This window comes from Hymenobacter coccineus, from assembly GCF_001816125.1.
GTDB lineage: Bacteria > Bacteroidota > Bacteroidia > Cytophagales > Hymenobacteraceae > Hymenobacter > Hymenobacter coccineus.
In genome coordinates this window covers 63,549-77,453 of the sequence record NZ_MDZA01000437.1, presented here as the reverse complement: position 1 = coordinate 77,453, position 13,905 = coordinate 63,549, and the positions used below count along the sequence as shown (strand labels likewise).

Sequence of the window (13,905 nt, the reverse complement as noted above, 5' to 3'; positions counted from 1 at the left end):
GCACTCTGCGCTAGGCTACTGCACCCCGCTCGAAATCGAACTCCACTACCTTTTCAATCTACCTTAGCTCTGTGTCCGTTTAAACCCGACCACCTCAGTTGAGCGGTTTTGAAGTCGGGGAGATAACCGCCGCCCGGATTCGGGAGTTGCTAGCCGCCCAGGCCTCCTTTTCGATTGAAAACAACCTGGTCACCGCGGACAACTACAAGCTGATTGCCGGCGCGAAGGCCGCCGGCTACCGCGTGGAGCTGGTGTACGTCGGGTTGGATTCGGTGCCGGAGTGCCGGTTTCGGGTGCAGCAGCGGGTGAGGGAGGGGGGCCACGACGTGCCTCCGGCCATCATCGAGCACCGCTACCACCAGTCATTGTCCTTGCTCAAACAGCACTACCTCTCCTTTGACCATATCCAGTTGGTAAACAACACGGACCGGGCCACGGGCTACCAGACAGCGGCCCTCATTGAAAAGGGAAAGGTGTTGGAAGTGCAGGCGGAGCCGGCTCTTTGGGCGAACGGCGTGGTGCGGCACATGCAGCAGCGGGAGCGGTTCGCGCAGGTATTGTAGCCCCATGAGCGACCTTTCCAGCATCATGCCCGGCCACATTCAACAGGCCTAAGCGGCTTTGCAAGCGGCCGGTATTCCGGTCGCGATTGGCAACCAAGCCCTAGACTTGGCCGCCACTTTTTACCACGAAACCCCCCAGGTCAGCCGCACGGACGCTATGCGCCGGGAGCGCAACCTGATTCAGGACGAGTTGGAAACGGTCAGCAGCCAGCTTCAGCAGGAACGTCAGAAGACGCGGCGGCTGGAACAGGAGCTAGAGGCCGCCCTGAATTCGCCGAGAGTTCACCAGAGAAAGGCGTACAATCTGCGTAAGCGGTTGCGAGCCATCCTGACCGTGCTGCAACACCCCCAGGCGAAAGAAACAACCAAGCTCAAAAGCATTGCGAAGTTGGTCGCCGTGGCGTTGAACGGGAGTGAAGAGGACCCGGAGCCTGACCTGTCGAGTTAGTCGTATGCAGAAGGCAAATCACCGATAAACAAGCCATTCTCTATGGATTTCCGCAACGAGGCCATTTAATACAATTCTTTCATCGCCTATGGAGACGAGCAGGGGCGCCTCCTGCGGGAGTACCCCGTGAGCGGCGAGATTTACGAAGTGTCGAGTGTCGCCCGGCCGAAAGACGTTAACCCTGCTTTCGGTGCACGGCGTACCCATAGGCCCCGCCGACCAGGTGGCAAAGCCCATTACCGACACGGCCGAAATCTATATCCAAAACCACTCGGACTCAACCCAGAAGAAAGCTCACTTTGGGTATCTGGTGGATGTTATGGAGCTGGATTTTATCACGCGGACGGAGTTCGTGCACACCGTTGATGCGGGAAGCACTGCCTACGAGCAGTTGCGGGCCATCGGGCATGAGTGCGCGTACAGCGACGGAACGGACCCTCGCGCCGGCGTCTTGCAAAACAGCATCGACACCCAAGCGGAATTCATCCAGTTGTGCCGCATCATCGACCCCGCCTTAGCCGAAGCAGAAGGTTGGTAGCGGGCCACGTCAACCGTTAAATCGGCGGCAAAATGTCGCGTTCGCCCTGTCTCCAACTGCAAAACGGCGAAACCTTGGCCTTGGTTAGTGGCACCTTTAGGTCGAGTGCCGGTTTCAACACTTATTCATTGGCATTTTCCCAGGCATCACAAAGGTGAAGTGGTGCCTATACTTTTCAAGATACTAATTCTGGACGTTTCAACAAAGTTGACTGCTTGTTTTCTGGCCGAATTTTGCGCTCCACAATTCGAAGACCATGAACACGGCAAAAACAGTTTTAATAACGGGCGGTACCGGCTTTGTCGCTACGCAGTGCCTTTTGCAACTGCTCCAAGAGGGCCACCACATCGAAACACACTTCGCTCCTTGAGCAGAAGAAAAGAAGCGCTAGATGCGCTCCGGAACCGGCAGCACGGCCCCCGACAATTTGGCATTCTTTGAAGCGGACTTGACCCGCGACCAAATGCTTTAGGCGGCCCGCGTCTGGTGCGCCGGCGGCTAGTGCGCCTCCGCCAGCGCCTTCGAGGCCAGCGCAATTTCCGCCGCCGACTTCTTTTTTGTGCGCAGCAGGTACGCTAGGGGAAGTATCAGGGCGAAAAACACGCCCACCAGCCGGAAGGTGTCGAGGTAGGAAAGTAGGTACGCCTGGCGGTCCACCTGCACATCCAGGATGCGGTAGCCCTGGGCCACGGAGCTGCCCAGGTGCTGGAGGCGTTCGAGCAGCAGGGGGTTGCCGGTATCGAGGTGGGCCACCAGGTCGGCGCGGTGCTGGGCGTGGGCGCGGGCCACGTAGGTGTTGGCCAGCGCGATGCCGAAGGCCCCGCCGAGCTGCCGAATCATGTTGTTGAGGGCAATGGCCCCGGGAAAGTCCTTCGGGGCGAGGCCGGCCAGCGCCTGGTTGAGCAGGGGCAGGGTGAGCAGGGTCACGGCGATGACCCGCAGCAGCTGGGGCCAGTAGAAGTCCCAGGGGCCGGCCTGCCCGGTCATCGTGCCGCTGTAAAAGCCGAACCCGACGAAGAGCAGCATCCCCGCGATGATGTAGGGCAGGGGCGAGTCGCCGGCCGACAGGCGGCGGCCAATCAGCGGAAACAGCGGCAGGCAGGTGAGCGTGGGCCAGAGCAGCGAGACGCCCGTCATGGTGGGCGAAAAGCCGTTGACGCGCTGCACCAGCACCGGGTACACGAACACCGACGTGAACAGGCCCAGCCCGGCCACGAAGCTGAAAACGGTGGTCATGCCCAGCGTGCCCTTGCCTAGCAGGCGCAGGTTCACCACGGGGTGGGCCGTGGTGAGTTGCCGCCACACGAAGCCGCCGAGCCCGGCCACCGCCAGGCCGGTGCCCAGCCGGATGTACCGGTCGTCGAACCAGTCGTCAGCCTGCCCTTTTTCGAGCACGTATTGCAAGGCTCCGACGCCCACCGCCAGCAGCGCAATGCCCAGGTAGTCAATCACCATCTGGCTTTTGCGCTGGCCCTCGCCGGGTTTTTTGGCGATGTAAAAGAACGTGAGCAGGGCCGCCGCAATGCCCACCGGCACGTTGACGTAGAAGATGTACGACCAGTGGTAGTTGTCCACGATGAGGCCGCCCAGCAGCGGCCCCAGCGTGGGCCCCAGCACGATGCCCATGCCGAAGATGCCCGCCGCCACGCCCCGCTGCTTGGGCGGAAAGGCATCGAACAGAATGCCCTGCGACACCGACAGCAGCGCCCCGCCCGCCAGTCCCTGCGCGAAGCGCCACCCCACCAGCTCGCCCAGCCCCGTCGAGCTGGCGCAGCCATACGAGGCAATGGTGAAGCCGATGATGGAGGCCAGGTAGTAGTTCTTGCGCCCGAAATACTCGGCCAGAAAGCCGGTGAGCGGAATGATGATGACGTTGGCAATGGCATAGGCCGTAATCACCCAGGCCACGTCCTCGATGGTGGCCCCAATGGCGCCGGCCACCTGCGTGAGGGCCACGTTGACGATGGTCACGTCGAGCAGCTCCATCACGGCCGCCGAGATGGTGGTGACGATGATGATGAGCCGCAAAAAGCCGGTGGGCGTAGCGGAGGCGGTGAGGGCGGGTTGCATAAAAGCCAGGAGGCAGCGGGAAAAAGCAGGAGTTCGAGCCCGGGCCGGGCTTCTGCTGCCCGGCACCTTCAAAGCGTGACCGGGCCGTTTGAGTAGAAGTCAGCCGAGCAAGCCGCCCAAGGCCATTAGCCCGCCGGGGCGAAAGAGAGCGGGCCAGTCGCGGTTAACGGTTTCAGGAGTCCCTTACCAACGCAAATGTTTCGTCGCACTGGCTAATCCTGCAAGTGCTTCGTCAGCAGTTCCAGGCTTTTCAGTTTGTTTTTCTGATTGGCGGACATGATGCGTATCATGATTTCATCCGCCCCAAAGGCGGCCTTGATGGCCTTTAATTCCTGGGCGACCGTTTCTGCTTTCCCAACGATGAATTTTGGAAATTTCGCCGGTTCGGACATCCGCTCCATCGAAATGGAGCCATTCAGCAAGCCGACTGCTTCTTTTTCAGGAGCAAGCTCGTTGCTTAATACCCCGGTGAGGCGCAGTTGGTGATGAAAATACTGCATGGGGGCGGAAAATTCCAACGCCAACTGGTCGGTCTCGTGGGCGAAAACCGCCAAGCCCAGTATCAGGCGCGGCTTTTTGTGGGCGTAGATTTTATCCGAACCCTGAAAATCCTGGAGGTAGTGCCGGGTAATTTGAGCGGCTTGCTGCGGGTTGAAGAAACCGGCGAAGGAGTACGCCAACCCCAACTGGGCCGCCGTGTCCGCGCTCCAACCACTTGAACCCAGCAGAAACACATTCGGTACGGCCCCGTCGTTGTACACTTTCACTTGACTAAATGAATGTTTTGCCGGAAAATCATTCGCCAGCCACGCCAGAAGCTCTACCAATTGTTCGGTGGAATTATCGGCCTGCTGATGCGCGGAACGATTGGGTTGCAAGGCAAGGTTGGTAAACCGTCCGATGGTGGCCCGGCCAATGCCCAGGTCAATCCGGCCCGAATAGAGTTCGGACAGGGTGGCAAAGTTTTCCGCCACTTTGAACGGGCTGTAATGATTGAGCAAGATGGCCCCCGACCCAACGCGTATGTGCTTGGTGTTCTCGGCTACCGCAGCCATTAAAATTTCGGGGGCTCTGCCGGCGACAAGTTTGTGGTTGTGGTGCTCGGTCAGCCATATCCGTTGGAAGCCCAAGTCTTCAATTACCTGGGCGGTTTCAATCGTGTCCCGCAAGGCTTGCTTTCGGTCGCCCTGGTACGGCGTGGCGGAGATGTCTACGAAGGAGAGTTTCATGCAGCAGCTTGTTGCTTTCGGTTGCAAAGCTCCAGTCATTACTTTACATTTGCAAGTAGGTACAATAATGTGCATTAAGTACACGAAGTAAAGTAATACTGAAAATCAATTCTATTTTATGAAAGAAAAAAAAGAAATCAGCTTAGAAAAACCCTGTTCGGTTGGCAAAGCAATGGGCATCATCAAGGGCCGGTGGTCTTTCCCGATAATCAGGGCGTTGATGCAGGAAACGCTGCGGTTCAAAGAGTTGGAACGGGCGGTTTTTTCGATAAACACCCGAATGCTGGTCAAGGAATTGAAAGAGCTGGCAAACGAGGGGTTGATTACTCGCAAAGCCTACGCCACCGTCCCGCCAACCGTGGAGTATTCGCTAACCGAAAAAGGCCGGGCGTTACGACCCGTCATTGCGGAAATCGAGAAATGGTCGGCCAATTTTTTGTAGTTGGCTTGCCGTGCCAACCGTTGCAATTGACTCGGAGGAGCATTTAAATGGGTGGGAAAGTTGGGTTCAACGGCCTGCAGCGGCAACTCTTCTTCGCTCTACCCGATACCGGACCAGGCCATTCATCCGTCTCGGCGCGCTGAGAAGTTGTGGCCTCGCCCACCGCTATCCAGGCGAAGCTTAATCCTTTTTCAATCAATTGTGACTAACAGTCATTTTTTGACTATTGTTAAACTTTTTAACAATTTGTGCGTTAAGGAAGCATGGCAAGAGGGTCTTGCCTGCTTTACCATCCCTTTCACCCCAATTACCAATATCATGTCAGATACCACCGCCAACACCCATCTCACTTCCACTATCGAGTCGCTCAGCAAAGGGCTGACCCATGCAAAAGCTGGTGCCAGTCGCAGCATTCATAGCTGGGTGGAAACCCTCAACGCCAGCAAAGCGCCGGCCCTGCACACGCTGGCCGGCGAATTGAAGCAGTTGGACACGCTGCTCAGCGGCGACAAGGTCTCCGGCCCAGCGCTGAAGAAAGCCTTGGCTTCCATTGGCCAGCACACGACTGCGTCCGCCAGCAGCGCCGACGGTGCTACGGCTGACAAAATCAAGCAAATCGGCAAACTGCTGACCGAAGCCGCAGCCAGCCTGAGCTAGTTTGCTGCGCAACTATTAATGGCCGCTCCGGGGCAGCAACCCGCTCCACGTCGTTCGCGGCTATCAGCGGTGCATTGCTTTAGAGCGGCCATTTTTGTTCCATGAGAATAGCTTTTTTGACCGTCTTATCTAAACGGCAGTCACCATAAAATCAGTTGATTATCATGAAAATTGTCATCACTGGCTCCCTCGGCAACATCAGCCAGCCGCTAGCCAAGACGTTGGTTCAGCAAGGTCACGCCGTGACCGTCATCAGCAGCAAAGCCGACAAACAGGCTGCCATTGAGGCCCTGGGAGCCACCGCCGCCATCGGCTCGCTGGAGGATGCGGCTTTTGTTACGTCCACCTTCGCCGGGGCCGATGCGGTGTACTGCATGATTCCGCCCAACTTCGGCGTGCCCGATGCCCGGACGCACTACCGGACCATCGGCCAGAGCTACGTCCGGGCCATCGAACAAGCGGGCGTGCGGCGGGTGGTGCACCTGAGCAGCTGGGGCGCGGACTTGGCCGAGGGGACCGGCTTCATCCTCGGCTCGCACGACGTGGAGAACCTGCTGAATACGCTGGCCGGCGTGGCCGTAACGCACCTGCGGGCGGGCTACCTCTACTACAACCTCAACAACTACATTGGAATGATAAAGGGCCAGGGCATCGTCGGCTCCAACTACGGCGGCGAGGCAAGAATCGTGATGGTCGCCCCGGCCGACGTTGCCGCCGCCGCCGCCGAGGAGTTGACCCGGCCCGCCGTACCCGGCTCCGCCGTGCGCTACGTGGCCAGCGACGAGCGCACCCCCAACGAAATAGCCCGCGTCCTGGGCGCGGCCATTGGCAAGCCGGACTTGCAGTGGGTGGCCTTCAGCGACGCGCAAATGCAAGCTGGGCTCGAACAGCGAGGAATGCCCGCCCCGGCCGTGGCCAGCATGATAGCATTAGGCAGCAGTATCCAAAACGGCGCGCTACGGCGAGATTACGATTTGCACAAGCCCGCTGCAATGGGCCAGGTCAAGCTGGAGGATTTCGCTCAACAATTCGCGGCTGCTTACCACAGAGCCTGACCGGACCGGGTGTCCAACACCTGCAACCAAGGTATTTGCTCCGGAATGCCTTCTTTTTTCGCCACTGGGGCGGCTTCGGGTCCGTGCTGCCCGGCCGCTCGCTGCTCGGCCGCACCTGCAACGAAAAGCTGGTAGGCAGTGCGTCAATCCCGCGCCCCGCCGGCACCGTCATCCTTAAACGAGGCAACGACATGAACACTCTTCTGACGAAAGGCACAATAGCGCCGCCCGTGCAGTTTTACCCCGACTTTCTAAATCCGGCCGACAACCTCGATTGGTTTACCAAGTCTAAAGCCCTCTACTGGGTGCGGGGTGAGATGACGATGTACGGCAAAAAAATCCCCGTACCGCGGGAAGAAGCTTTGTTTGGCGACGACTTTCGGTACGAATACCGGGGCGCGCTAATTAAGGCGGAACCCTGGCCGGATTTTCTGCTCGAAGCCCGCAACCGGATTCAGGCCCTGTGCGGGCTGACGTTCAACTTCGCGGTGGGCAACCGCTACGTCACCGGAAAAGACTCCATTGGCTGGCACTCGGATAGCTTTCCGCAAATCGGGAAACGACCGGCTGTGGCTTCCCTGAGTCTGGGCAGTACCCGCCGCTTCAAGCTGCGCCACAAAGCCAGCGGCGAAGTCGTTGACTATGAGCTGGAAAGTGGCTCGTTGCTGATTATGCTCCCCGGCTGCCAGGAGGAGTGGGAACACGCGGTGCTGAAAACCGCCCGGCCGGTGGGCGAACGAATCAACTGGACGTTCCGGCCCCACCGGGAAGCGCAGCTATAATTCCAGCAGCTACTTTAACCCTTGGTATGTCCACTCCCCCAACCATCAACCTGCGCTTCACGGGCGACTACGCGCTGGCTGCTAGTGTTTCTCTAGCCGCCAGCGCCGCTTTTGTGGATGGCCTCCGCCGCGGGCCGGACGGCGAGTCCGAGGTGCTTGACCTGGCTTTTCCGCTAGAAGGGTCCTGGCACCCCGTAGGGGTGCGCGTGCATCAGCAGCACAACGGCAGTGTGTCTGCCCATCTGCTGACCAACCCCGGCTCGGCCATGACCCACGAGGTGCGCGCTACCCTGGAGCGAATGCTTTCCCTAGACGTGGACGGGACGGGCTTCGCCGACGTGGCGGCCCGCGACAACGTGGTGGCCGGGCTGCGGCAGCGCCACTGCGGGATTCGGCCGGTGCTCTTGCCCAGCCCCTACGAAGCAGCCGCGCGAGCCATCATCGGCCACCAGTTGCCCGTGCGGCAGGCCGCGGCTATTACGGCCCGCATTGCCGCCGACCACGGCGTGCCAGTCGAAGTTGGGGAACGGGTGATGACCACGTTTCCGGCCCCGGCCCAGCTCATCCACCTGCCGGCGGTGCGCGGCCTGGCCGCCCGCAAGGTCGAGCAGCTGCGGGTGCTGGGCAACGCCGCAGCCGATGGCTGGCTCAGCAGCGCCCGCCTGCGCGCCCTGCCCCGCGACGAGGCGCTGGCTGAGCTGCAGCAGTTGCCCGGCATCGGGCCGTTTTCGGCCGAGTTGGTGATGATGCGCGGCGTGGGCGAACCGGATGCTTTTCCTCTCCTGGAAAAGCGCCTGCACCGGGCAATGGCCGCCGCCTACGACCTTGGCGAAGCGCCCGACCTGCCAACCCTTGAACGCATCGCCGAACGCTGGCGGCCCTACCGCAACTGGGCCGGTCTGCTGCTGCGCAATTTTCAGCCAGTTGGTGAAACAGCTTGACAATGGAAATGCGCGCCATCAGGGGCCGCAAAGCGCATTTATTCTTATCTTTGGACTGCCAGTCAGAAAATGACATTTTAGTTGATGGGAGTAACGGAGCGCAAGCAGCGGGAGAAGGTGTACCGCGAAGCGGCCATCCTGGAGGCGGCTAAGAAAGTTTTCCTGGAGAAAGGAATCGTGGTCGCCACCATCGACGATATTGCCGCCGAAGCGGAATTGGGCAAAGGGACGCTTTACCGATTCTACCGCAGCAAAGAAGACATTCTGCTGGCCATTAACGAGCAGGCTTCGCGCGAAATGCACCAGCACTTCTCGCAGGCGGTGGCCGGCCCTGGTACGGGCTTGGACAAGATTTTGCGCTTCAACCGCTCTTACTACGAGTTTGTGGTGGCCAACCCCGTGTATTTTGGGTTCATCGCCTTTTTCGAGTCGCCGCTCACGAGCACCAAACCGGCCACGGTGTACGAGACCAGCAACGCCATTCACCTGCTGGTGATTGAGCTGTTGGAATTGGGCAAGCAGGATGGCTCGGTTCGCGCCGACCTGAAGTCGGACCTGATTGCCAACACCATCTGGGCCAGCTCTTACGGCATGATGCAGTTCATTGTCAGCAAGGGGGCCTATCTAACCGAAGAGCGGCACGTGGACCTGGACGAGCTATTTGCCACCTTTCTGGCGATGCTGGAAAACGCGCTTCGAGTAGCCAAGAAGTAATCAGTTAGCATTGTTTTTAAAGAAACTTCCGGCAGAAACACATTTTTTCAAACATTATGGACTGATAGTCACTTTATGAATTATGATACACGCATATTACCCCGCTCCAAGTACCGCCACTTGAAAATCTTTGGCAAAACATTTTTTTATTAAACCGGACCAATAGTCACTTTATGAACATACTTAATACCTTATCACATTTCACGTTTGTTTCCGCTATGCTTACTTCTCCACAACCGCCCCGCTGGCTTGCGTTTGCCTTACTTCTGAGCGCGACGGCCTGTTCCAAATCGGCGGACAAATCGGCGGTGACTGCCGCCAACGCCGCCAGCCTCCAAGGCCCTGCCACAGTGGCCGTGCAGGTGCAAGCTGTGGGCACCACTACTGGGGTAACGGACCAAACCTACAGCGGCACCATCGAGGCCGAAAACATGGCTAGCCTGGCCTTCAACGTGGCCGGCTCGGTGCGCCGGGTGCTGGTGCGCGAGGGCGACCAGGTGCGCCAGGGCCAGCTGCTGGCCGAGCTGAACCCGGAAGAATACGCCGGGGTGCTGGCCGGAACCGATGCTTCCCTGCTGGAGGCCCGCGACCAGGCCCGGCGCTCGAAGCAGCTTTTTGCTTCCGAGAGCCTGACGGAGCGCGAGCTGGTGCAGGCCAACGCGGGCCTGCAACGGGCCGAGGCCAACGCCCGCATCGCCCGCAAGCACCTGGCCGATACCTATCTGCGGGCCCCGTTCGCGGGCCTGATTTCGGCCAAGATGGTGGAGCCGGGCGTGTCGGCCATGCCGGGCGCGCCGGCCTTTAGCCTGATTAAGACCGAGCAAGTGTTTGCGCGGGCGGTGGTGCCGGAAGCTGAGATTGGCCGCATGCGCCGGGGCACTTCCGTGCGGGTCCAGGTGCCGGCGCTGGGCCGCGAGGTGAAGGGTACGGTGCAGGTGATTAGCCCGGTGGCCGACCCGACCTCGCGCAGCTTTTCTCTGAAGGTGCTGCTGCCCAACCCTGGCTTGCGCCTGCTGCCGGGAATGCTGGCCAGTATGCGCATTCCGTTGCCGGCCGGGCAGGGAACTGCGGGGGTGGTGGCCGTGGCCCCGCAGCTGGTGGTGCAGGAAGCCGACGGCGCGAGCGTGGTGTACGTGGCCGACGCGGCTAGTAAAACCGCCCGCCGCCGCCGGGTGGTGCTGGGGCCGGTGCAGGGCAACCAAGTGGTGGTAAGCCAGGGCTTGACGGCCAACGAGCAGGTCATCGTGGCCGGGCAGCAGCGCCTGCACGACGGACAAGCCATTCGAGTCATTCAATAATTCCCTTTTGCGGTCATGGAACACAAGAAACCGACCCGCCGCCTCAACCTGATTGAGGCGGCCATGAAATACAAGCAGGTTACGTTTGGCCTGACAATTATGCTGGCGCTGGCGGGCATCTGGGCCATCTACAGCATGCCGCGCATGGAAGACCCGCGCATCACCATCCGGCAGGGACTGGTGCTGGCGGCCTATCCCGGCGCCAGCGAGCTGGAGGTGGAAAACCAGGTAACCAAGCAGCTGGAACAGCAGCTTTTTAGCTATAAGGAAGTGCGCAAGGAGAAAACCTACTCCACGACCAAGGCCGGGGCGGTGGTGGTGAACGTAACGCTCCAGGACTGGGTAACGGACACCGATAAGTTCTGGGCCAAGCTCCAGGACGGCCTGAACAGCAACCGTCAGGCGTTGCCGCAAGGCGTGCAGGGCCCGTTCGTGAACGGCGAGTTTGGCGACGTGGCGGCGCTGATGGTTGCCGTGACGGCCAAGGACCGCAGCTACGCCGACCTCAAGGAGTACCTCGACCAGCTCGAAGACGGCATCAAAACCCTGCCGCAGGTGTCGAAAATCCGGCGCTACGGCGAGCAGCGCGAGCAGGTGTACGTGACGACTTCGGCGGAGCAACTGCGCCAGTACGGGCTGGACTTTGGGTTGATTGGGCAGGTGCTGCAACGCCAGAACAACGTGCGCTATTCCGGCGAATTGACGTTGCCCAATGCCCGCGTACCGGTGTTTACCGAAGGGCTCTACCGCTCGCAGGAGGCGCTGGCCAACCAGCTCGTGTACACCGACCCGACTTCGGGCAACCAGGTGCGGCTGCGCGACGTGGCCAAGCTGGAGCGCCGTGACGAGGAACTGGCTTCACGCATTAAAATCGACGGGCAGTCGGCTGTGATGCTGACCGTGGAAATGCAGCCGGGCAACAACATGGTCTGGTTCGGCGACAAGCTGGACGCCCGCATTAAGGAAGTGGAAGCCAAGTTTCCGGCCGGGGTGAAGGTGCAGCAAATCGTGAGCCAGCCGAAGGTAGTGGACCACAAGCTGAAGGATTTCTTCCTGGAATTGTCTATTGCCGTGGCCTCCGTCATTGCCGTGGTGCTGCTCTTGCTGCCGCTGCGCATTGCCCTGATTTCGGCCATTGCCTGCCCGCTCTCCATCCTCATCACCTTTGGCATTCTCAACCTGCTGGGCATGGAGATTCAGCAGGTGTCGCTGGCGGCGCTGGTCATCGTGCTGGGCATGGTGGTGGACGACGCCATCGTGGTGGTCGACAACTACGTGGAGAAGCTCGACGAGGGCATGGACCGCTGGCAGGCGGCCTGGCGCTCGGCCACCGACTTGTTCGTACCGGTGCTGGCGGCCACGGCGGCCATCGTCTTTGCCTTTCTGCCCTCGGCCCTGGTGTACACAGGTTTAACGCGCGAGTTTTCGCTGCACATTCCGGCCACCGTGGCCGTGGCTCTGACGGCGTCGCTGGCCGTGTCGATGCTGCTCACGCCCTCGCTGTGCTACTTTGCCATTCGCAAGGGCTTGCACCAGAAGAAGGGCGCCGATGCGCCGGAAGCCAAGCCTTCGGTGATTGACCGGGTGCAGGGCCGCTTCAACCGGGCCGTGGACTGGAGCTTTGCCCACCCCAAGCTGGTGCTGACGCTGGGCTTCTCCTCGCTCGCCTTTGCGGGCGTGTTCGGCTCGCAGGTCAAGTTTGAGTACCTGCCCTACTCGGAGCGCGACCAGTTCAACCTGGAGCTGTGGCTGCCCGAGGGTACGCCCGTGGCCCAGACCGAAAAAGCCGTGGACCGCGTGACGGCCGCTATCAAGGGCGACCAGCGCATCAGCCAGGTGGTGAGCTTCATCGGCACCGGCTCGCCGCGCTTTTATTCAAGCTACGCCCCCGAAGCCCCGGCCGAAAACTACGCCCAGGTGTTTATCAACACCGTCAGCGGCGAGGCCACCGTGGAGCTGGCCAAGGAATACACCCACTCCCTGCAGCAGGTGATGCCCGAAGGCGCGGTGCGGGTGCGCCGGCTGAGCTGGAAGGAAACCAAGGCCCCGCTGGAAGTGCGCGTGGTGAGCGACAACGCCGCCGACCTGCGCGCCGTGGGCCAGCAGATAACGCAGATTTTCGCGGCCACGCCCAACACCCACTTCGTGCGCGACGACTGGCGCAACCCCACCCTGGGCGTGGCCGTGCGCGTGAAGCAGGACGAAGCCGACCGCGTGGGCGTAAGCAAGGAAGCCGTGGCCCAAACCCTGGGCGGCAGTCTGAAAGGCTACCCGGTGTCGACGCTCTGGGAGGGCGACAAGCCCCTGGACATTGTGCTGCGCCTGGATGAGCGCAGCCGCCAGAACCTGAGCGACGTGCGCCAGGTGTACGTGACCACCGCCTACAACACCAAGGTGCCGCTGCGCCAGGTGGCCGACGTGGTGCCGGCCTGGCACCTGAGCAACATCGTGCGCCGCAACGGCCTGCGCACCCTCACGGTGAGCAGCGACACGGACTTTGGACGGGTGGCGGCCCAGATTCTGGGCGATGTGCGGCCCCAGCTCGACGCGCTCCAGCTGCCGGCCGGGACGCACCTGGAATACGGCGGCGACGACGAATCGGGCCGCGACGCGGCGCCCAACACCAACATGGCCCTGGGCTTGAGCTTCCTGCTGATTTTCCTGACCCTGCTGCTCCAGTTCCGGCACATGGGCCGGGCGCTGATTGTGCTCTCCACCTTCTTCCTGAGTTTGCCGGGGGCCATGTTTGGCCTCTGGGTAACGGGCAACCCGCTGGGCATGACGGCTTTTCTGGGCATCAACAGCCTGCTGGGCATCGTGGTGCGCAACGGCATCATCCTGGTGGACTACGCCGACGAGCTGGTGCGCGAGCACGGCTACAGCGTCAAGGACGCGGCCATTGCCTCGGCCCACCGCCGGATGCGGCCCATTTTCCTCACCTCGTCGCCGCGGCCGTGGGCGTGATTCCGATGATACTGAGCAAGTCGCCGCTGTGGTCGCCGCTGAGCAGCGTCATTGCTTTTGGCATCATGGTCGCGATGGTGATGACCCTGTTCGTGGTGCCGGTGCTCTATTACATGTCGCTAAAAGGCCAGAAAACGGCGGCCCCGGCCGAAACCCACGAGGACGACCAGCCCGCCTTGGCACTGGTCACCCACTAGCTTTTTC

The 13,905-nt window shown here is 60.7% G+C and carries 14 protein-coding genes; 12 read left to right on the top strand and 2 right to left on the bottom strand.

Translation table 11 applies throughout. From position 1 onward, the window contains the following. The first annotated feature begins 98 nt into the window (after window positions 1–98). The 3 genes from BEN49_RS22805 (at window position 99) to BEN49_RS22795 (ending at window position 1,549) form a co-directional block, all read left to right on the top strand. Window positions 99–563: a hypothetical protein gene (locus BEN49_RS22805; protein WP_070746930.1), complete on the top strand. Its 465-nt coding sequence runs from the start codon at window positions 99–101 to the stop codon at window positions 561–563. A gap of 106 nt (window positions 564–669) precedes the next feature. Then, the gene (locus tag BEN49_RS22800; protein WP_125917156.1) at window positions 670–1,011 is read left to right on the top strand and encodes a hypothetical protein; all 342 of its coding nucleotides are present in this window, start codon (window positions 670–672) and stop codon (window positions 1,009–1,011) included. A gap of 190 nt (window positions 1,012–1,201) precedes the next feature. Then, entirely contained in the window at window positions 1,202–1,549 is a 348-nt protein-coding gene (locus BEN49_RS22795; RefSeq protein ID WP_070746926.1) for a hypothetical protein, read from the top strand. Between the two features lie 498 nt (window positions 1,550–2,047). Here the strand turns inward: BEN49_RS22795 and BEN49_RS22790 are convergent, their stop codons facing one another. Together BEN49_RS22790 and BEN49_RS22785 are read right to left on the bottom strand one after the other, a co-directional pair. After that, window positions 2,048–3,619, bottom strand: a complete 1,572-nt coding sequence (locus tag BEN49_RS22790) for a DHA2 family efflux MFS transporter permease subunit (protein ID WP_070746924.1) — start codon at window positions 3,617–3,619, stop codon at window positions 2,048–2,050. Between the two features lie 212 nt (window positions 3,620–3,831). Further along, window positions 3,832–4,848, bottom strand: coding sequence for an MsnO8 family LLM class oxidoreductase (locus tag BEN49_RS22785; RefSeq protein ID WP_070746922.1), 1,017 nt, complete (start codon window positions 4,846–4,848; stop codon window positions 3,832–3,834). 118 nt (window positions 4,849–4,966) lie between these two features. Here BEN49_RS22785 and BEN49_RS22780 point away from each other — a divergent pair, with 118 nt between their 5' ends. From BEN49_RS22780 to BEN49_RS22740, 9 genes are all read left to right on the top strand, one after another. Beyond that, window positions 4,967–5,290, top strand: coding sequence for a winged helix-turn-helix transcriptional regulator (locus BEN49_RS22780; protein WP_070746921.1), 324 nt, complete (start codon window positions 4,967–4,969; stop codon window positions 5,288–5,290). A gap of 201 nt (window positions 5,291–5,491) precedes the next feature. Continuing rightward, complete coding sequence (locus tag BEN49_RS22775; protein ID WP_125917154.1) at window positions 5,492–5,947, top strand: hypothetical protein; 456 nt, start codon at window positions 5,492–5,494, stop codon at window positions 5,945–5,947. Between the two features lie 164 nt (window positions 5,948–6,111). Beyond that, complete coding sequence (locus BEN49_RS22770; RefSeq protein WP_070746915.1) at window positions 6,112–7,002, top strand: NAD(P)H-binding protein; 891 nt, start codon at window positions 6,112–6,114, stop codon at window positions 7,000–7,002. Between the two features lie 35 nt (window positions 7,003–7,037). Continuing rightward, window positions 7,038–7,784: an alpha-ketoglutarate-dependent dioxygenase AlkB family protein gene (locus tag BEN49_RS22765; RefSeq protein WP_125917152.1), complete on the top strand. Its 747-nt coding sequence runs from the start codon at window positions 7,038–7,040 to the stop codon at window positions 7,782–7,784. A gap of 26 nt (window positions 7,785–7,810) precedes the next feature. Beyond that, window positions 7,811–8,725 (top strand): DNA-3-methyladenine glycosylase family protein, encoded by a 915-nt coding sequence (locus BEN49_RS22760; protein ID WP_083326387.1) that lies wholly within the window; start codon window positions 7,811–7,813, stop codon window positions 8,723–8,725. 84 nt (window positions 8,726–8,809) lie between these two features. Then, a complete protein-coding gene (locus BEN49_RS22755; RefSeq protein ID WP_070746913.1) occupies window positions 8,810–9,439 on the top strand; it encodes a TetR/AcrR family transcriptional regulator in 630 nt (209 codons plus the stop codon). A gap of 218 nt (window positions 9,440–9,657) precedes the next feature. Next, window positions 9,658–10,737 (top strand): efflux RND transporter periplasmic adaptor subunit, encoded by a 1,080-nt coding sequence (locus BEN49_RS22750; RefSeq protein WP_158023053.1) that lies wholly within the window; start codon window positions 9,658–9,660, stop codon window positions 10,735–10,737. 15 nt (window positions 10,738–10,752) lie between these two features. Next, window positions 10,753–13,701, top strand: a complete 2,949-nt coding sequence (locus BEN49_RS22745; protein WP_070746909.1) for an efflux RND transporter permease subunit — start codon at window positions 10,753–10,755, stop codon at window positions 13,699–13,701. Then, window positions 13,692–13,898, top strand: a complete 207-nt coding sequence (locus BEN49_RS22740; protein ID WP_070746907.1) for an efflux RND transporter permease subunit — start codon at window positions 13,692–13,694, stop codon at window positions 13,896–13,898. The genes BEN49_RS22745 and BEN49_RS22740 overlap by 10 nt, the downstream gene beginning before the upstream one ends. Window positions 13,899–13,905 lie beyond the last annotated feature (7 nt).

Coding starts and splice junctions, on each gene's coding strand:
- BEN49_RS22790 (WP_070746924.1), bottom strand. CDS start 3,619: ATGCAACCCGCCCTCACCGCCTCCGCTACGCCCACCGGCTTTTTGCGG.
- BEN49_RS22785 (WP_070746922.1), bottom strand. CDS start 4,848: ATGAAACTCTCCTTCGTAGACATCTCCGCCACGCCGTACCAGGGCGAC.
- BEN49_RS22780 (WP_070746921.1), top strand. CDS start 4,967: ATGAAAGAAAAAAAAGAAATCAGCTTAGAAAAACCCTGTTCGGTTGGC.
- BEN49_RS22770 (WP_070746915.1), top strand. CDS start 6,112: ATGAAAATTGTCATCACTGGCTCCCTCGGCAACATCAGCCAGCCGCTA.
- BEN49_RS22760 (WP_083326387.1), top strand. CDS start 7,811: ATGTCCACTCCCCCAACCATCAACCTGCGCTTCACGGGCGACTACGCG.
- BEN49_RS22755 (WP_070746913.1), top strand. CDS start 8,810: ATGGGAGTAACGGAGCGCAAGCAGCGGGAGAAGGTGTACCGCGAAGCG.
- BEN49_RS22750 (WP_158023053.1), top strand. CDS start 9,658: ATGCTTACTTCTCCACAACCGCCCCGCTGGCTTGCGTTTGCCTTACTT.
- BEN49_RS22745 (WP_070746909.1), top strand. CDS start 10,753: ATGGAACACAAGAAACCGACCCGCCGCCTCAACCTGATTGAGGCGGCC.